This window comes from Massilia pseudoviolaceinigra, assembly GCF_030846505.1.
In the GTDB taxonomy this organism is placed as follows: Bacteria; Pseudomonadota; Gammaproteobacteria; order Burkholderiales; family Burkholderiaceae_D; genus Telluria_A; species Telluria_A violaceinigra.
The window spans coordinates 22222-40567 of sequence record NZ_JAVCWL010000029.1; the positions used below are offsets into that span (position 1 = coordinate 22222).

Annotated in this window: 17 protein-coding genes; 11 read left to right on the forward strand and 6 right to left on the reverse strand. The window is 64.5% G+C overall.

Annotated features, from left to right (window positions below; all coding sequences use genetic code 11):
- Window positions 1-187: 187 nt before the first annotated feature.
- On the reverse strand, window positions 188-532 hold the full coding sequence (locus RBA40_RS24530; protein ID WP_306650715.1) for a hypothetical protein: 345 nt from the start codon (window positions 530-532) through the stop codon (window positions 188-190).
- A 187-nt stretch (window positions 533-719) separates the two neighbouring features.
- Here RBA40_RS24530 and ligD point away from each other — a divergent pair, with 187 nt between their 5' ends.
- The gene (ligD, locus tag RBA40_RS24535; protein WP_306650717.1) at window positions 720-3296 is read left to right on the forward strand and encodes a DNA ligase D; all 2577 of its coding nucleotides are present in this window, start codon (window positions 720-722) and stop codon (window positions 3294-3296) included.
- A 42-nt stretch (window positions 3297-3338) separates the two neighbouring features.
- Here the strand turns inward: ligD and RBA40_RS24540 are convergent, their stop codons facing one another.
- The 5 genes from RBA40_RS24540 to RBA40_RS24560 all read right to left on the reverse strand — a co-directional run bounded on the left by RBA40_RS24540 (window position 3339) and on the right by RBA40_RS24560 (window position 7677).
- The gene (locus RBA40_RS24540) at window positions 3339-4790 is read right to left on the reverse strand and encodes a catalase (RefSeq protein ID WP_306650718.1); all 1452 of its coding nucleotides are present in this window, start codon (window positions 4788-4790) and stop codon (window positions 3339-3341) included.
- Window positions 4791-4983: 193 nt separating this feature from the next.
- Window positions 4984-5319: a hypothetical protein gene (locus RBA40_RS24545; protein WP_306650720.1), complete on the reverse strand. Its 336-nt coding sequence runs from the start codon at window positions 5317-5319 to the stop codon at window positions 4984-4986.
- Window positions 5320-5427: 108 nt separating this feature from the next.
- Window positions 5428-5664 (reverse strand): hypothetical protein, encoded by a 237-nt coding sequence (locus RBA40_RS24550; protein WP_099878681.1) that lies wholly within the window; start codon window positions 5662-5664, stop codon window positions 5428-5430.
- An 18-nt stretch (window positions 5665-5682) separates the two neighbouring features.
- On the reverse strand, window positions 5683-6666 hold the full coding sequence (ku, locus tag RBA40_RS24555) for a non-homologous end joining protein Ku (protein ID WP_306650721.1): 984 nt from the start codon (window positions 6664-6666) through the stop codon (window positions 5683-5685).
- Window positions 6667-6681: 15 nt separating this feature from the next.
- Complete coding sequence (locus RBA40_RS24560; protein WP_306650722.1) at window positions 6682-7677, reverse strand: SDR family oxidoreductase; 996 nt, start codon at window positions 7675-7677, stop codon at window positions 6682-6684.
- 186 nt (window positions 7678-7863) lie between these two features.
- Between RBA40_RS24560 and RBA40_RS24565 the strand changes: the two genes are divergently transcribed.
- From RBA40_RS24565 to ureC, 10 genes are all read left to right on the forward strand, one after another.
- Complete coding sequence (locus RBA40_RS24565) at window positions 7864-9300, forward strand: GGDEF domain-containing protein (protein ID WP_306650724.1); 1437 nt, start codon at window positions 7864-7866, stop codon at window positions 9298-9300.
- Between the two features lie 117 nt (window positions 9301-9417).
- Window positions 9418-11052: a SulP family inorganic anion transporter gene (locus RBA40_RS24570; protein WP_306650725.1), complete on the forward strand. Its 1635-nt coding sequence runs from the start codon at window positions 9418-9420 to the stop codon at window positions 11050-11052.
- Complete coding sequence (locus RBA40_RS24575) at window positions 11049-11720, forward strand: phytanoyl-CoA dioxygenase family protein (RefSeq protein WP_306650726.1); 672 nt, start codon at window positions 11049-11051, stop codon at window positions 11718-11720. The genes RBA40_RS24570 and RBA40_RS24575 overlap by 4 nt, the downstream gene beginning before the upstream one ends.
- 72 nt (window positions 11721-11792) lie before the next feature.
- The gene (locus RBA40_RS24580; protein ID WP_306650727.1) at window positions 11793-12494 is read left to right on the forward strand and encodes a 2OG-Fe(II) oxygenase; all 702 of its coding nucleotides are present in this window, start codon (window positions 11793-11795) and stop codon (window positions 12492-12494) included.
- Window positions 12495-12524: 30 nt separating this feature from the next.
- Window positions 12525-13112: a DinB family protein gene (locus RBA40_RS24585; protein WP_306650728.1), complete on the forward strand. Its 588-nt coding sequence runs from the start codon at window positions 12525-12527 to the stop codon at window positions 13110-13112.
- A gap of 124 nt (window positions 13113-13236) precedes the next feature.
- On the forward strand, window positions 13237-15006 hold the full coding sequence (locus tag RBA40_RS24590; protein ID WP_306650730.1) for a DUF1302 domain-containing protein: 1770 nt from the start codon (window positions 13237-13239) through the stop codon (window positions 15004-15006).
- 136 nt (window positions 15007-15142) lie between these two features.
- A complete protein-coding gene (locus RBA40_RS24595) occupies window positions 15143-15982 on the forward strand; it encodes an urease accessory protein UreD (RefSeq protein WP_306650732.1) in 840 nt (279 codons plus the stop codon).
- Between the two features lie 17 nt (window positions 15983-15999).
- On the forward strand, window positions 16000-16302 hold the full coding sequence (locus tag RBA40_RS24600) for an urease subunit gamma (RefSeq protein ID WP_306650733.1): 303 nt from the start codon (window positions 16000-16002) through the stop codon (window positions 16300-16302).
- Window positions 16303-16316: 14 nt separating this feature from the next.
- The gene (locus RBA40_RS24605; protein ID WP_306620628.1) at window positions 16317-16640 is read left to right on the forward strand and encodes an urease subunit beta; all 324 of its coding nucleotides are present in this window, start codon (window positions 16317-16319) and stop codon (window positions 16638-16640) included.
- Window position 16641: 1 nt separating this feature from the next.
- Window positions 16642-18342 (forward strand): urease subunit alpha, encoded by a 1701-nt coding sequence (ureC, locus tag RBA40_RS24610; protein ID WP_306650735.1) that lies wholly within the window; start codon window positions 16642-16644, stop codon window positions 18340-18342.
- Window positions 18343-18346 lie beyond the last annotated feature (4 nt).

An 18346-nucleotide genomic window follows, 5' to 3' on the forward strand; every position in this document is an offset into this window, starting at 1 on the left:
GACACCGGCATTGCCTGTGAAACGGAGCATCGGGCAAAAAGGGGTTGGAAAAGGCGTGAAAAAATGCACCGCACACATTTCTCCGGCGAAAACTTGTTTCCTCATGAAATTTGACGAGATGCGCATGAAAATGCGGACGAAAAAAAAGACAGGCGCCCTGTCTTTTTCTTCTCACTACCGGGACAACTTACTTCATTGCTGCGTCTTTTTTGGCTTCTGCATTGTCGACAGCTTTGTCGGCTTTGGCTTCTGCCTTGGCTTTTTTAGCCTTGGCACGTGCTTTGGCTTTCGATTTGGTGGCATCGGCGTTGGCTTCAGCGACGTCCGACTTGGCTTCAGCGTGCGCTTTTTCTACTTTTGCATCAGCTTTGGCATCGGCTTTGGCTTCTTTTGCGTCGGCTTTGGCGACTGCTTTCGTTTCTTTAGCTTCAGCTTTGACTACTGGTGCGGTGGCAGCAGGAGCGGCAGGAGCCTGGGCGAAAACCGAGGTAGCGAACAGACCGGCGACCAGCGATGCGATAACTTTTTTCATGGTGTTTCCTCAGTGTGGTTATATGGTGGAGCTATTCTTGGGTGCTACAGAGTCACTAACGCGGCCACATTCGCATCAGTTGACGCGATTTACAACTACTTACAATCGGCTCAGTTAGCTGGCGAACAGTCGTCCGGCCCGCCTGGCTCTAGACTCGGCAAAAAAACACAAAGCAAAGGTCGCCGCCATGCCGGATGCATTGAAGGTCTATAAGTCCAAGCGCAATTTCTCGATTACGACCGAACCGGCCGAAGGCGGCGAATCGGCGCCCGATGCGCTGACCTTCGTCATCCAGAAGCACTGGGCCAGCCGGCTGCACTACGACTTCAGGCTGGAACTGGACGGCACCATGAAAAGCTGGGCGGTGCCCAAGGGGCCCAGCTACGACACCAAGGACAAGCGGATGGCGGTCCACGTCGAGGATCATCCGATATCGTACTCCAGCTTCGAGGGCACGATCCCGGAGAAGCAGTATGGGGCCGGCAAGGTGATCATCTGGGACAAGGGCACCTGGCAGCCGCTCGACGATCCGCGCAAGGGCTACGAGAGCGGGAACCTCAAGTTCGAAATGCACGGCCATAAAATGCACGGCAAGTGGGTGTTGGTGCGGATGAAGGGCAAGGGCGAAAAGCAGGAGCCCTGGCTGCTGATCAAGGAGAAGGACGATTACACCAGGCCCGCCGCCGAGTTCTCGGTCGTCGACGAGCTGCCCGACAGCGTCAGCAAACTGCCCATGCCGGGTGCCAAAGCGGTCAAATCGAAGGCGAGGGCGGCAGCGCCCGCAAAACCTGCGCCGAAGACCAGTATCCGTGGCATGCCCGAGGCAGCGGTCAAGGCCGCGCTGCCGGCGACGCTTTCGCCGGAACTGGCCACCCTGGTCGACCAGCCGCCGTCGGATGCTGCCAACTGGATCTTCGAGGTCAAGTTCGATGGCTATCGCCTGCTGGCCCGGATCGAGGGGAAACAGGTGCAGCTGTTCACCCGCAATGGCCACGACTGGACCCACAAGCTCGAACCGCTGCAAAAAGAACTTGTCAAACTCAAGCTGCCCGATGGCTGGTACGACGGCGAGATCGTGGTGCATGACGAGAACGGCCGGCCCAGCTTTGGCCTGCTGCAGCTGGCGTTCGATGGCTCCAATACCGCCGATATCGTGTACTTCCTGTTCGATGCACCGTACTTCAAGGGCTACGACCTGCGCGAGGTACCGCTCGAAGCGCGCCGCGCGCTGCTCGGCGCCGCGCTGGAAAAGGGGGCGTCCGAGGCGGTGCGCTTCTCAAGCGAATTCGGTACCGACCCCGAGGAACTGGTCGTAGCCGCCTGCAAGCTGGGACTGGAAGGGGTGATCGGCAAGCGGCGCGACTCGCGCTATGTCACGCGCCGTTCGCCCGACTGGATCAAGCTCAAATGCGGCCAACGCCAGGAATTCGTCATCGGTGGCTACACCGACCCGCAGGGTTCGCGCGCCGGCATCGGTTCGCTGCTTCTCGGGACCCACGACAAGGATGGCGTGTTGCAGTACGCCGGTAACGTCGGCAGCGGCTTCACCCAGTCCGTGCTGCGCGACCTGAAAGACAAATTAAGCGCCCTCGATACCGACGAGAGCCCGTTTCCGCCCAAGGCGGTGGCGGGCCGCAAGCATCACTGGGTCAAGCCCAAGCTGATCGCGGAGGTCAGCTTTGCCGAGTGGACCAGTGCGGGGGCAATTCGCCACGCCGTATTCCAGGGCCTGCGCAGCGACAAGCCAGCCAAGGATATCCGGCGCGAAGTGGCCAAACATGTGGAGGATACGATGCAGACGCAAACAACGACGGCGGCCAAACCCAAAACCAGGGCCGCAACCAGGAAGGCGGAACCGGCGGCGCTGGAGAACAAGCTGCCGGCCACCCTGAAGGTGACCAATGGCGAGCGGGTAATCGACGAGCAAAGCGGCACCACCAAGATCGAACTGATTCGCTACTACGCGCTGGTCGGCCCGCTGATGATGGAGCACCTGAAGGGCAGGCCGGTCTCGCTGGTGCGCGCGCCGTCCGGCGTGGGGGGCGAGCTGTTTTTCCAGAAGCACGCGGAGGTAGGCAAGCTGCCCGGCGTGAAGCAGATGGAGCCGGCGCTCGATCCCGAGCATCCGCCGATGCTGGAAGTGGGCAGCGCGAGTGGCATTTTGTCGGCGGCGCAGTGGAACGTGGTGGAGTTTCACACCCAGAACGCGATCGGCAAGAGCTACGAGACGCCCAACCGCATGGTGTTCGACCTGGACCCGGGCGAGGGCGTCGACTGGGCCGCCATACAGGAAGCAGCGCAGTTGATGCACGCTTTTCTGGAAGAACTGGGGCTGCCGTGTTTTCTGAAGACCAGCGGCGGCAAGGGCTTGCACGTGGTGGTGCCGCTCAAGGGCGGGCTCGATTGGGATACGGTGAAGGATTTTTCGCAGGAAGTGGTGCGCCATCTGGCCGCCACGCTGCCGGATCGCTTTGCGTTCAAGAGCGGGCCGAAAAACCGGGTCGGCAAGATCTTCATCGATTACCTGCGCAACGGGCGCGGCGCCACCACGGCATGCGCGTGGTCGGCACGCGTGCGGCCGGGGCTGGGGATTTCGGTGCCGGTTGGGTGGGATGAACTGGCCGGCCTCAAGTCGGGCGCGCAGTGGACCGTGCAAAACGTGCACACGCGGCTCGACCACGGCAATGAACCGTGGGCCGGTTACGCCAAGGCCGCCAAGACGCTGACGGCCGCCATGAAGAAGCTGGGCTTCAAGAAGCACTGACGTTTGGTGCGCGCGGGCCTCGGGAGCCCGCGCGCACGGCGCTTACCTGATGTTCAGCGCGGCCCGTACGCCGGCGCCGTAGGCGCTGTCGGCCTTGTCGAAGTGCGCCAGCTGGCGCTGCAGGATTTCATCGTTGACCTGGCTGAGGGGCCCGGCCAGGTTGGCGCACAGGTTCAGTTTCTCCTGTGGGGTCAGGAGGCGGAACAGATTGCCGGCCTGGGTGTAGTCGTCTTCCATGCCGCGGCCGTCGAAGCGGCCGGCGCCGCCGCGCAGGCCGAGCTCAGGTTCGCCGTGACCCATGCCGCGCGGTGCGCTGCCCCCGGCGTTGACGGTGGCGTAGTTCTGCGCCGCCCCGCCGTTGTGCACCGCCATCGTGCCATCGCGCTGCTGATTGTGGAACGGGCAGCGTGGCGCATTGACCGGCAGGTGCTGGTGGTTGGTGCCGACGCGGTACAACTGGGCGTCGTGGTAGGCGAACAGGCGGCCTTGCAGCATTTTGTCCGGCGAATAGCCCATGCCGGGCACCGCGTTTGCCGGCGAAAACGCCACCTGTTCGACTTCGGCGTGGTAATTGTCGGGATTGCGATTGAGTTCAAAGATGCCGACCGGGTGCAGCGGGAAGTCGCGGTGCGGCCAGACCTTGGTCAGGTCGAACGGATTCCAGCCGGTGCGCGCTTCCCAGTCCTCCAGCTGCTGCTCGGTCGCTACCTGGAGGCGCACTTCCCACTGCGGAAACTCGCCGCGTTCGATGGCGCCGAACAGGTCGCGCTGGGCGTAGTCCGGATCTTCGCCGGCGATGCGCGCCGCGTCGGCCGCCGAGAGGTTCTTGATGCCCTGGCGCGTCTTGAAGTGCCACTTGACGTAGACACGTTCGCCGGCGGCGTTGATCAGGCTATAGGTGTGGCTGCCGAAACCGTCCATGTGGCGGTAGCCGTCCGGGGTTCCACGGTCCGAAAACAGCATCGTCACCTGGTGCAGGCTTTCCGGGGCCTTGCTCCAGAAATCGAACATCATGTGCGCCGACTTGAGGTTGCTGCGCGGGCAGCGCTTTTGAGTGTGGATGAAGTCGGGGAACTTGATCGGGTCCTTGATGAAGAACATCGGCGTGTTGTTGCCAACCAGGTCCCAGTTGCCTTCTTCGGTGTAGAAGCGCAGGGCGAAGCCGCGCGGGTCGCGTTCGGTGTCGGCGCTGCCGCGCTCACCGCCAACGGTGGAGAAGCGGGCGAAGGTCTCGGTTTTCTTGCCGATTTCGCTCAATAGTTTCGCTTTGGTGAAGTGGCGGATGTCGTGCGTAACGGTGAAGGTGCCGTAGGCGCCCGACCCTTTGGCGTGTACCACGCGCTCGGGAATGCGCTCGCGGTTGAAGTGCTGGAGTTTTTCGATCAGGTGGAAGTCCTGCAGCAGCAAGGGCCCGCGTGGACCGGCGCTGATGGAGTTCTGGTTGTCGGCGACCGCAATGCCGGCGGCGGTAGTGATCTGTTGGTCTTGGCTCATGCTTGCAACTCCTCAGTGGTGATTCGATGCGAGGAGTGTAGATGAGTCAACTATTTAGTCAAAGGCAATTAAATTTATTTGAGCGATAGGTTTGTACAATCGCCGTTCGGCAGAGTTGGGTAGAAATGCCGCAAGACCGGCAGCGCGGCCGCCATGACATGACGAGTCGCGCTCGGTCTTGCGATGCGCGCCCCTATTCTTTTTCGACGATGATGCCGCGGCCATATCCCCCGTGCGCGCGCGACAGCACCATGCACACCATAAAGCCTTTTTCGCCTTTCGCCATGGTCTCGACCACATTGCGTTGTTCGGCGTATTCCTCCGTCGCGCGCAATTGTTCCGCCGTCTTGCCGGATTTTTTAATCTGTTCGGCGAGGCGTTCCTTGTCGACGCTCAGCTTGGGGCACTTTGCGAGGGCGTAGTCGCCGGACGCCATCGCGGAGGCAACCTGGGCTTGAATGGCGTCCTGTTCGGTAACGTCGGCAAGCGCCGCGCCGGTGGTCAATGAGAACAGCGCGGCGGCTGCCATGGTGGCAAATTTCATGGTGATGTCCTGTTAAATAGTGGCAGCTTTATATCGGCAACTGCGCTGCGAAGCAATTAACATTATCACATGATTATCGTTGGTGTCAGATAGTCAGGCATCCTCGTTCTTGCGAATACCGCGCACGTTGAGGGCCAGCAGCCCCACGTTGAGCGCGATGAGCGCCCACGCGGCTTCGCCCCAACCCCAGGCGATCCACATCAGGTTACCGACGATGAGCATCCAGAACGCCACGATGCGCTTGCCGGGCTTCTTGGACCCCATCCACCATGCGGCGGCAAGACTGATCGCCATCGCCGGCCACTCGAGTAAAGCAAAAATCTCTTCCATGCGTCTCCTGTCGGGATACTACGCGGCCTTGCGCCGGGCCGGCGCAGCCTTGGCCGGTGCCGATTTGGCCTTGGCCGCCGGCTTCGCCGCGCTCTTGGCTACCGCCTTGGTGCCCGTGGTTTTCGATGCCGTCTTGCGCGGTTTGGCCGGCGCTTCCTCTTCCTCGCCGCCATCCTGATCGTCGTTGGCCGCCTTGCCCTTGCCGGGCTTTTTGCCCAGGCTTTGCTGCAGCAGCGCCACCAGATCGATGACGTTGCCTTTGCTGGCAGGCGCCTTTTCCTTCTCCGGCATGGTGATGGTCTTGGTCTGCCTGGCCTTGACCTTCTTCTCGACCAGCGCCAGGATGTCCTCGCGGTAGGTGTCGTGGTACTGCTCCGGCTCCCAGTCTTCGCTCATGCCTTCGACGAGCGCCATCGCCATCTTCAGTTCCTTGTCCGAGATGGCGGCGGTTTTCGACTTGGCGGTCGGGATCTTCAGTTCATCGGTCGGCCGAATCTCGTCGCTGTAGCGCAGCGTGTTGAGTACAATCGTGTCGCCCTCGCACACCAGCGCCGCCAGATGCTGCTTGACGCGGATGACCACCGTGGCGATGCCGATCTTGCCGACCTTGCGCAAGGTTTCGCGCAGCAGCGCATACACCTTGTCGCCGCCCTTGCCGGGCGCCAGATAATAGGGCTGCTCGTAGTACAGCAGCGGTACCGTTTCGGCGTCGACAAACGCCAAAATGTCGATGGTGCCGGTGGCCTCGGGGTTCGCCCGGCGCAGGTCTTCTTCGGACAGCACGACGTATTCGCCGTCGCTGTACTCGTAGCCCTTGACGATATCGTCCCAGACCACTTCCTTGTTGTTCCCCTTGTTATAGCGCTTGAAGCCGACCGGCGAGAAGTCGCGGCGGTCGAGCATGGTCAGGTCGAGCGCGTTGTCGCGCACGGCAGGATACATCTCGACCGGAATATGCACCAGCCCGAAGCTGATTGCGCCTTTCCATAGACTGCGTCCCATATGCCGGTCCTTTCCTTAGCTGCCTACGCTGCCTGTGACCGGCAACACGATGCCGGTGATATAGCTCGAACACACCGCCGAGGCCAGGAACACATATGCCGGCGACAGCTCCTCCGGCTGGGCCGGACGACGCATGTCGGTGCTCTGCCCGAACTTGACGATCTTCTGCGGCGGCTGGTCGGCCGGATTGAGAGGCGTCCATACCGGTCCCGGCGCAATTGCATTGACGCGGATGCCCTGGTCCAGCAGATTGGACGCCAGCGACATCGTGAACGCGTGGATCGCGCCCTTGGTGGCCGAGTAATCGAGCAGCTTGCCCGAACCCTGCAGCCCAGTGACCGACCCGGTATTGATGATCGCCGCGCCGCGCTTGAGATAGGGCAGGGCGGCCTTGGCCATGTGGAAGTAGCCGTAGATATTGGTGCGCATGGTTTCGTCGAAGCGCTCTTCGGTCAGCTCCAGCAGCGACTCCGCATGTTCCTGGAAGGCGGCGTTGTTGACCAGCACATCAAGGCGGCCGAATTCGGCCACGACCTTGTCGACGGCTTCCTTGCAGAACGCCATATCCTTGACGTCGCCCGCCACCGTGATGCAGCGCTGGCCTTCGGCCTCGATGCAGCGCTTGGTTTCCTGCGCGTCTTCGTGCTCGTTCAGGTAGAAAATCGCCACATCGGCGCCTTCGCGCGCGAACAGCACGGCAACCGCGCGCCCGATGCCGGAGTCGCCGCCGGTGATGACGGCCGTCTGCCCTTGCAGCTTGCCGCTGCCCTTGTAGCCTTCGGCCATGAAGCGCGGCTTGAGTTCCATCGACGCTTCGATGCCGGGTTTGACCAGATGCTGCGACGGCAGCGGCGGCGCTGGCTGCACCGGGCCGCCCGTTTGCACCGCCTCCTTGCTTTCTTCCTTGCTGGCCGAGGCGTCTTTCTGATCCTGCCTGCTCTGGATTGCGCGTTGCTTGTCGGCGACCGCCTCGACCTGTGAATTCAGTCCGTTCTCATCCGTATTTGCCATGGTGCTTCCTCCGTTTGAACGAGAAGTATCTGATCTTGGTGTCGCACTGACGGTGCGCCCGCGCACACACCGCACGTGTTGCTGTATGCCGCTCTGGTGCTTTATGGCAAACTGTACGGCGGGCGGACGCAAGGTATGTTGCCACTGCGTATTTATGCCGCATATTTTCGTGCTCAAGGAGACCCGATGGCGCAGCAGATTGGACTTTATCTGAATCCGGTAGGACAGCGTCGGGTCGATTTCCAGGGCATGTACGCCGACATGTTCGCGCGCCTGTTCATCGCCGACGGCACCGAGCAGGCCACCGTCCTGCTGGGCCAGGAGCGGGTCGACCTTCTCATCATCGACCTTGAACGGTTCGACAGCAGTTTCGATCTCGACGGGCTCGGTGAACTGATCGCGTGCCGCGCCGGTGCGCCGGTGCTGCTCCTGTGTCCTTTCATCAGTGCCGGCTGGCTGCCCGCGCTGATGAAATTCGGTCCGCTGGCGTACGCCATTTCGCCGCTCGACGATACCGACCTGCGTGCCGCGATCACGGCGCAGCTGGCCGCGCCCAGCGCGCCCGAAACGCATGCGGACGACCTGCGCTCGCTGCTGGCCTTGAGAACCCGGCTGCAGCAGGCGCTGGTCGATGTGGACGACCTTACCAACGTGGCCGAACAGATTTGCGTGGCGCTGTGCGACGCTTCCGGCGCCGTGCACGCGTCGCTGTTCCGGATGGATGTGCCGGGCGACCTGCAGCTCGAAGCGCAGTATTCGCCCACGGGCCTCAATCTGGCGCGGGTGCTTCACCGCAGCGACCGGCTGCTGCAGTCGCCGCTGCGGCATGCCTTTCCGGGCCTCGTCGCCGCATGCAGCAACGAGATGGCCTTGCTCGACGCGCCGGCCAAGGCCGGCGAGCCGGAACTGGCACTCTCGCTGGTCGACAAGGGTGTGGAGACGGTCATCGGGCTGCCGCTGGGATCCGGGCCGGGCAGCGCCCTGGCCGGGTCGCTGTGCCTGATGTTCGCGCGCGCGCGCCAGTTCAGCGGCGAGGAACTCGATTCGTTCGTGGCGCTGGCGCAGCTGGCCGGCTTCGGCCTGCGCATGGCCGCGATGAGCCGCGAGAACGAAGCCTTGCTTGGGCGCGTGACGCACCTGGCGACGGTCGACGCGCTGACCGGCGTGGCCAACCGGCGCCACGGCGAGCACCTGCTCGAACTGGAAATCAAGCGCGCCCGCCGCTACAAGGTGCCGCTCGCGCTGATCGGCTTCGACATCGACCGTTTCAAGGCCATCAACGACCAGTTTGGCCATCCGGTGGGCGATGCCGCGCTGCGCACGGTGGCGGAGGTGACCCAGTCGGTGCTGCGTGCCAGCGACGTGCTGATACGCTCGGGCGGCGAGGAATTTTTGATCATCGTGCCGCATAACAGCGCGATCGACGCACTCAAGATCGCCGAGAAAATCCGCATGGCGGTGGCCCAGACCGATATCGCGGGCTGCGACCGCCTTACCATATCGCTCGGCGTGGGGCAGCTGGCCGACCAGGAAAGCGCCGACGGGCTGATGCTGCGGGTCGATGCGGCGCTGGGACGCGCCAAGCGCGCGGGACGCAACTGCGTGGAGCTGGCGATGTCGTAAGCTTGGCCGCTGCCGCAAACCCCCGCCGCTCCCGCGCCAAGGCGGCACTCGGCGGGAGCGACGCGGGGCGGTATAATCCCCCATCATCGGCGCAAAGGATAAACAGATCAAGTGGGCATGCTGCAGTGGTTAAGAAACTACCGGCGCGCGTTGCTGCCCGGTGATATCAGCGCCGGCATTGTCGTCGCCCTCATGATGATCCCGCAGGGGATGGCCTACGCCCTGGTGGCCGGCCTGCCGCCTGTCGCCGGCATCTACGCCAGCATTCTTCCCCCCATCCTGTACGCGCTGTTCGGATCGAGCATGACCCAGTCGGTCGGCCCGATGGCGATCATCTCGCTCATGACGGCGGCCGCCCTGGCGCCGCTCGCCGCGCCCGGCTCCGGCCTGTATATCGTGCTCGCCGCCCAACTGGCACTCGCTTCCGGCGCGGTGCTGCTTCTGTGCGGTCTGCTGCGGCTCGGCTACGTGGCCAACTTTTTCTCGCGTCCGGTCATGAGCGGGTTCACCATCGGCGCCGCCATCGTGATCGCTTTCGGCCAGTTGAAGGTGCTGGCCGGGGGCGCGCTGCCGCAGGTGCACGTGCCCAGCGCACTGCTGGGCGGTGGCGCGATCGCCTTGCTGCTGCTGGCAAAATACTACCTGGCAGCGCTGCTGCGCCGCGCAGGCTTGCCGACCGGCGTTGCCGACATTGGCGCGCGCCTCGCTCCCATGCTGGTGGTGCTTGGCGCCACGCTGCTGTCGGGCGTGATGGACCTGCCGGCGCTGGGCGTGCAGTGCACCGGCGACGTCGCCTCCGGCCTGCCTGGCCTGAACCTGGCCACGTCCAGTGCCCACTGGCGCGCGCTGCTGCAGCCGGCGCTGCTGATCGGCTTCATGATCTTTTTGCTGGGGATGTCGGCCGCGCAAACGCTCGCGCTCAAGCGCCAGGAAAAACTGCAAAGTAATATGGAGCTGGTCGGCCTGGGCGTGGCCAACATCGGCAGTGCGCTCACGGGCGGCCTGCCGGTCACCGGCAGCCTGTCGCGTTCGGGCGTGAACTTCGCGGCTGGGGCGAATACGCCGCTGGCGAGCATCATCACCGGCGTGCTGCTGGCATTGGCGCTGGTCGCGCCGACCGGCTGGCTGGCGCTGCTGCCGCTGCCCGCGCTGGCCGCCACCATTATCGTGGCGGTACTGGGCATGCTGGAACTGGATACCTTGCGCACCGCGTGGCGCTACGACCGCGGCGACGCGCTGGCCCTGCTGGCGACGGCCGGCGGCGTGATCGCGCTGGGCGTCGACTACGGCGTCATCCTCGGCGTGCTGCTCTCGCTGGGCACCCTGATCTGGCGCGCCAGTCGTCCGCATATCGCGGTACTGGGCCGTATCGCCGGCACCGAGCATTTCCGCAATATCGAACGCTACCCGGCCGGCACCGTGCCCGACGTGCTGATGCTGCGCATCGACGCCAATCTCTTTTTCGGCAATGTGGAAGCGGTCAACGGCCGCATCGAAGACGAGCTGGCGCTGCATCCGGCCACCCGCCACCTGGTGCTGGTGATGACGGCGGTCAGCTCGATCGATACGTCGGCCCTGTTCGGCCTGGGCGAGCTGAATCTGACGCTGCGCCAGCGCGGCATCGGCCTGCATCTGGCCGAAGTCAAGGGGCCGGTCATGGACCGCCTGAAAACGAGCGACCTGATTGGCGCGATCAACGGCAAAATTTTCCTGAGCGCGGCGATGGCGTCGGACGCGCTGGCGCTCAAATGATGGCGCAGTTCGACCAGATGGGCTATGCGCTGGCGCCCGCCGTGCTGTCCCCGGCCGAATGCGCGCGGCTGGGCGAGCTGGTTCAACCGGTTGCGTCGGCCTCGGGCGGCACGCGCTGCCTGCTGTCGCAACCGTGGTGCGCCGCGCTGGCCGCGCGCCTGCGCGCCGATCCTGCGCTGGCCGCCTGCCTGGACCCCGATGCGCTGGCGGTGCAGTGCACCTACTTTGAAAAGTCGGCGGGCCGCAACTGGCTGGTGCCGATGCACCAGGACCTGAGCATTCCGGTGGCGGCGCGCGTCGATGCGCCCGCTCTGCGCGGCTGGTCGGTCAAGGAAGGCGCCGTGTTCGTGCAGGCGCCGCCGGCGTTGCTGCGGGAACTGGTGGCCGTGCGCGTGCACTTGGACCCGTGCAGCGCCGGCGACGGCCCGCTGGTCGTGGTGCCGGGGTCGCACCGCGCGGGCGTGATTGCGCCAGCCGACCTGCCCGCCGTTCGCGCTGTTACCGCGGCCGTCGCCTGCATCGCCGGCGTCGGCAGCGCGCTGGTGATGCGCCCGCTGCTGCTGCATGCGTCGTCCAAGGCGCTCGGGCAGAGCCGGCGCCGGGTGCTGCACTTCGTATTCGGCCCGCGCACCCTGCCGCATGGCCTGGAATGGAACGTCGCCGTGTAATCGGACTAGTGACCCGGCGCCGCGCCTTGTGTACTATGCCGGTATCAGAAAAATCAGATCCGGAGACCGACGTTGGACGACTTCATCGAGATTTACGACAATGCCCTGACGCGCGAGCAGTGCGCGGCCATCATTGCGCGCTTCGGCGCCAGCGGCAAGGTTGTGCGCGGCAAGACCGGCAACGGCGTCGACACGACCAAGAAAGACAGCTACGACCTGACCATTTCGGCGCACGAGGAGTGGCGGGACGTGGCGGGCATCATGATGCAGGCGGTGCGTGAGCATCTGTGCGCCTACATGAACAAATACCGCATGATGCTCATTGGCGCGCTGTCCCCGCAGGTGATCCATCCGGTCACCGGCGAGCCGGTGACGCTGTCGCCCGAAAATTTCGACGAATGCGGTACCGCCCATATCGATGAGCTGATGCGCACCATGTACCGCGCCGGCCAAATCAACGTGCAAAAATACGCACAGGCCAGCGGCGGCTATCATCACTGGCATTCCGAGATTTACCCGCAGAACGCGAGCTGCGAGAGCCTGCACCGCGCGCTGCTGTTCCAGTTCTACCTGAACGATGTGGAAGAGGGCGGCGAGACGGAGTTCTACTATCAGAAGCGCAAGATCGAAGCGCGCCAGGGGCGCCTGATCATCGCGCCGGCCGGCTTTACCCATTCGCACAAGGGCCACGTGGCGCGCAGCGGCGACAAATACATCGCGACCTCGTGGATCCTGTTCCAGCGCGCCGAGGTGCTGTATGGCGCCTCCGCTTAGCTTCTTACGTCAACTTCATAACGTCACATCATGAGTCAATTTTCGCGCTACCTGATCGCACAGGCCTACAACAACGCCTGGGCCAATCACCGTCTGCTGCGCGCCTGCGCCCAACTGTCGCAGGAAGAGTTTGAACTGGCCACGCGCACCAGCTTTTTCCCGTCGATCAAAATGACGCTCAATCATATTCTGACGGTCGACTGGTTCTATATCGACGCCATGGAACGCGCGGCGCGCGGCGACGGGCCGCATCCGGACTACTGTGCAGCCTTTTTCGAGCCGGAAGAACCGTTTGCCACCTGCGCCGAGCTGTGGGCCGCGCAAAAAATGTGCGACCAGCGCCTGATCGCCTATTGCCGCCAGCTCGACGAGGCCATCCTCGCACGCGACGTCGGCATCCTGCGCGACGACGGGCTCAAACTCGACACGCCCGCGCGCCTGCTGGCGCACCTGTTCCAGCACCAGATCCACCACCGTGGGCAGGTGCACGCGATGCTCGCCGGGACCAGCGTCGAGCCCCCGCAGCTCGACGAATTCTACAGCCGTGGCGAGAGCGAAGACCGGGCGCCGGATTTCGCGGAACTGGGCTTTACCGAAGCCGATGTATGGGGTACCTGAGCACCGTGACAAGCGCCAATCACCGTGTTAAATTGAGCTTGTAACCAAAAGTAAATAGAGTGGCGCGTGCCGGCGGATCTTTAGCCGGCGCGACGCCTTCGTGCAACTTATGACAGGCTTTCACATGCATCGACCCAGGCGTCGGCACTTTCACGCCGCTTTCACACTTGCCGCCCTGGCGGGAACGCCGGCGTACGCGCTGGAAACCAATGTCAGCGGGCGGCTCGGCTTCGGCGCGAGCTTTCGCACCGAGGCATCGGCGCCGCACATGCTGGTTCCGTATAACGCGGCGGCCGTGGGTCTGTCCGGGGTTGCCAGCGCGGGCCAGAACAGCGATGACGCCAACCTGAACTTCCGGCGTGGGGATGCCGTCTCGCGCACGCTCAAGGGCTATATCGACCTGACGGCCGGCGAGGGCGGTTTCAGTGCGTTGGTGCGCGTGAAGGCCTGGCACGATTTCGCCCTGAGCGACCATGAGCGCGCTTGGGGCAACAGCATCAATGGCTACGCCGCCGGGAGGCCGCTCGACGACGCCGGCGGCGCGCGCCTGTCGCGTTTTTCGGGCGTCGCGCTAGGCGACGTTTTCGTCCAGCACAGTGCGCAGGCCGATGGCGCGCGCATGCTCGCGCGCCTGGGGCAGCAATCGCTGGCGTGGGGGGAGCGCGGCGGTTTTCCGGGCGGCCTGTCCGCCATTAACGCGGTCGACTTCCCTGCGCGCCGGCGCGCCGACGCCGTGCCGCAGGAATCCCTGGTGCCCGCGCCCATGCTGTTCGCGCGCGTGGAGGCGCCCAGCGGTGTCGGGATCGAGGGTTTTTACCAGTTCCGCTTCCGGCCATCGGCGATGGATTTGTGCGGCACCTTCTGGGCCACCACCGACTACGTTGCGCAAGGCTGCAACCAGGCCTTTGCCGGACCGATGCCCGTCAGCGACCGGGTACGCCTGGCGCGCGGCGCTTTCGTCAAGCGCATGGATAATCCCGATCCGGTCGACGAGCGCCAGTACGGCGCCGCGCTGACCTGGAAGTCCGCTCCGCTGGCCCTGGATGTGGGCCTGTATCATGCGCGCTACACCAGCCGCAACCCGCTGCCGGGCGTGCGCAAGGCACAGCGGACCGGCACGGGCCTGATCGCGGGCGACCCGGATGGCAAGAATATGCGCTACTTCACCGAATACCCGGGCGGCATCGGCATGACATCGCTGACGCTTGCGCACCGGCGCGCGCATGGAAGCCTGTTCGGGGAGCTGACCTACCGTCCGAATCAGCCGATCCAGCTTCCGCCAGGAGACACCTTGCCGGCGTTCCTCAATCCGGCGATCGTCACCTTGCTGCGCAAGGATGTCGATGCGCTCGCCCCAGGTGCGCTGTATCACACCTACGACCGCTATCGTACCTTCCAGCTGCAGGCGGGTGTGCAGCAGGACTGGCCCATGCTGGGAGGGATTGCCGTCAGCACCTTGGGCGAGGTAGTGGTCAAGCATGTCGCCGGGCTGCCCGATCCCACAGTGCGGCGCTACGGCCGCGCCGACCAGTATGGCAATGGTCCCGTCAACGGGGCTTGCCAGGTCACCAGCAGCGACGCCGCCCGCCAGTGCAGCGCCGACGGCTACGTAAGCCCGACCGCGCATGCCTATCGCGTGCGGGTGGACGCGCGCATGGCGCAGGTGCTCAAAGGGCTGAACCTGCACGCCTGGGCGCAGCTGCAGCATGAAGTGAAGGGATGGTCGTACGACTTCGTGCTCAGCGAGGGCCGCCGCACGATGAACATCGGCCTGCGGATGGAATACCTGAAGCGCTACGTGGCCGAGGTAGCGTACCTGCCGGTGTGGGGCGGCGTCTACAACACCCAGGTCGACCGCGATGTGCTGTCGGTGTCGATGGGCGTGAAGTTCTAGCTGCACGCTGAAAACGCGTCGAACGCACCAAGCCGGTGCACGCGCGCCGTCGCGGTGCGCCTGATCACCCGTTGCGGGCGCGCCGCACCGTGAACGTGCCGCGCGCGCTGGCACGCATCCTGCTCATTCGACAGGTATGCGAGATTGCCACCAGACCGATCCGACCCAGAGTGCATGGCAAGCCAGCCTGCGGCTGCGCTTCGCCGACGATGCGGGCACCACGCGCCTGATCGAGCGTGTCCACAGCGGGCCGCTGCGCGTGCAAAAACCGCTGTATCCGGAAGGTCCGCGCGTCTGCCACGCCATCGTCGTGCACCCGCCCGGCGGCGTGGTGGGCGGCGACCGGCTGTCGGTGGGCGTGGCTGCGGGCGACGCCAGTCACGCCTTTCTCACGTCACCCGGCGCCGCCAAATGGTATCGCGCCAACGGCAACATCTCGCGCCAGGATGTGCTGATCGAGGCCGGCACCGGCGCGGCGGTCGAATGGATGCCGCAGGAAGCCATCTTCTTCAACGGCGCCCACGTGGCGCTGGAACAACGGGTGGAACTGGCGGCGAACGCCTGCTACATCGGCTGCGACATCCTGTGCTTCGGCCGGCGCGCCTCGGGCGAAACTTTCGATAACGGCACCATCACCCAGCACACGCAGATTCGCCGTGGCGGCAAGCTGCTGTGGTGGGAGCAGGGCGCGCTGATTGGTGGCAGCGCCGCCATGCACAGTCCATTGGGGCTGAACGGCGCCAGCGTCTGCGCCACCCTGGTCGGTGTCGGCAAGCCGGCCGGCGGCGCCCTGATCGACGCCATGCGCGCGCTCGACCCGGCACTTGGCATCACCCAAGTCAAATCGGTGTTCGTCGCGCGCTACCTGGGCAACGACAGCGAAAGCGCGCGCCGCGCCATTTTTTCCGTGTGGCAGTTATTGCGCCCGCACCTGCTCGGGCGCGCCGCGCCGCTGCCGCGCATCTGGAATACCTAGACAAGAGAACACGATCCATGGACCTGACTCCGCGCGAAAAAGACAAACTGCTGATCTTCACCGCCGCCTTGCTGGCCGAACGGCGCATGGCGCGCGGCCTCAAACTCAATTATCCGGAAGCCGTGGCGCTGATCAGCGCGGCCATCATGGAGGGTGCGCGCGACGGCAAGACGGTGGCGCAGCTGATGTCCGAAGGCGCCGCCATCCTGACCCGCGCCGACGTCATGGACGGCATCGCCGAGATGATCCCCGACATCCAGGTCGAAGCGACCTTCCCGGACGGCAGCAAGCTCGTGACCGTCCACAACCCCATTGCCTGAGAGCGCAGATGACGATGATACCTGGCGAATACCTGCTGGCCGACGGCGACATTGAGCTCAACGCCGGCCGCGCCACCCGCACCGTGGTGGTGGCAAACAGCGGCGACCGGCCGATCCAGGTCGGCTCGCATTTTCACTTCTTCGAGGTCAACACGGCGCTGCAGTTCGCGCGCAGCGCGGCGATCGGCATGCGGCTCAATATCGCCTCCGGCACCGCGGTGCGTTTCGAGCCCGGCCAGCAGCGCACCGTGGAACTGGTGGCGCTTGGCGGCGCGCGCATGGTTTTCGGCTTTAACGGCCTGGTGATGGGCGAACTGCCGCCGCACGGAGGCAACTAGCATGCCCTCGATCAGCCGCCGCGCCTATGCCGACATGTTCGGACCCACCACGGGCGACCGCATCCGCCTCGCCGACACCGACCTGTTCATCGAGATCGAGCGCGACTTCGCCATCCATGGCGAGGAGGTCAAGTTCGGGGGCGGTAAAACCATCCGCGACGGTATGGGCCAGTCGCAGCGGCTGCACGCCGACGTAATGGATACCGTCATCACCAACGCAGTCATCGTCGACCATTGGGGTATCGTCAAGGCCGACATCGGCCTGAAAAACGGCCTGATCGCCGCCATCGGCAAGGCCGGCAACCCGGACGTGCAGCCCGGCGTGATCATGGCCATCGGCGGCGCCACCGAAATCATCGCCGGCGAGGGCATGATCGTCACCGCCGGCGGAGTCGATACGCACATCCACTTCATCTGCCCGCAGCAGATCGAAGAAGCGCTCATGAGCGGCATCACCACCATGATCGGGGGCGGCACGGGGCCTGCGACCGGCACCGCGGCCACCACCTGCACGCCCGGGCCCTGGCACCTGCACGCGATGCTGGGCGCGGCCGATGCCTTTCCGATGAACCTGGGCTTCATGGGCAAGGGGAACGTCAGCCTGCCAGGGCCGCTGGAGGAACAGGTGCTGGCCGGCGCCATCGGCCTGAAGCTGCACGAGGACTGGGGCAGCACCCCGGCCGCCATCGATAACTGCCTGGCGGTGGCCGAGCGCATGGACGTGCAGGTGGCCCTGCATTCGGACACGCTCAACGAAGGCGGTTTTTTAGAGACCACGCTGGACGCCTTCAAGGACCGCACGATCCACACCTTTCATACCGAAGGCGCAGGCGGCGGCCATGCGCCGGACATCATCGCCGCCGTCGGGCAGGACAACGTACTGCCGTCGTCAACCAATCCGACCCGCCCGTTCACCGTCAACACGCTCGACGAACATCTCGACATGCTGATGGTGTGCCATCACCTGGACCCGGCCATTGCGGAAGACGTGGCGTTCGCCGAGTCGCGCATCCGGCGCGAGACCATCGCCGCCGAGGATATCCTGCACGACCTGGGCGCGATCTCGATGATGTCGTCCGACTCGCAGGCCATGGGGCGGGTGGGCGAGGTGATCATGCGCACCTGGCAGACCGCCCACAAGATGAAGCAGCAGCGCGGGCCGCTCGCGCCCGATTCGTCGCGCAGCGATAACTTTCGCGTCAAGCGCTACATCGCCAAGTACACGATTAACCCGGCCATCACGCATGGCGTGTCGCACGCGGTCGGCTCGCTGGAAGTGGGAAAGATTGCCGATATCGTGCTCTGGAAGCCGGCCTTTTTCGGCGTCAAGCCGTCGCTGATCGTCAAGGGCGGCATGATCGCGGCGGCCCAGATGGGCGACCCGAACGCCTCGATCCCCACGCCGCAGCCGGTGCACTACCGCATGATGTTCGGCGCCTTTGGCGGCGGCCTGAACAAATCCTTTACTTTCGTCTCGCAGGCCGCCTACGACGCGGGCATCGGCGCGCAACTGGGTTTGACGAAGACGCTCATTCCCGTGCACGGCATGCGTCACCTGCGCAAGCGCGACATGATCCACAACGGCGCCACGCCGCATATGGAAGTCGATCCCGAAACCTATGAAGTGCGCGCCGACGGCCAGCTGCTGGTCTGCGAGGCGGCCGCCGTGCTGCCGATGGCGCAGCGCTATTTCCTGTTCTGAGAGG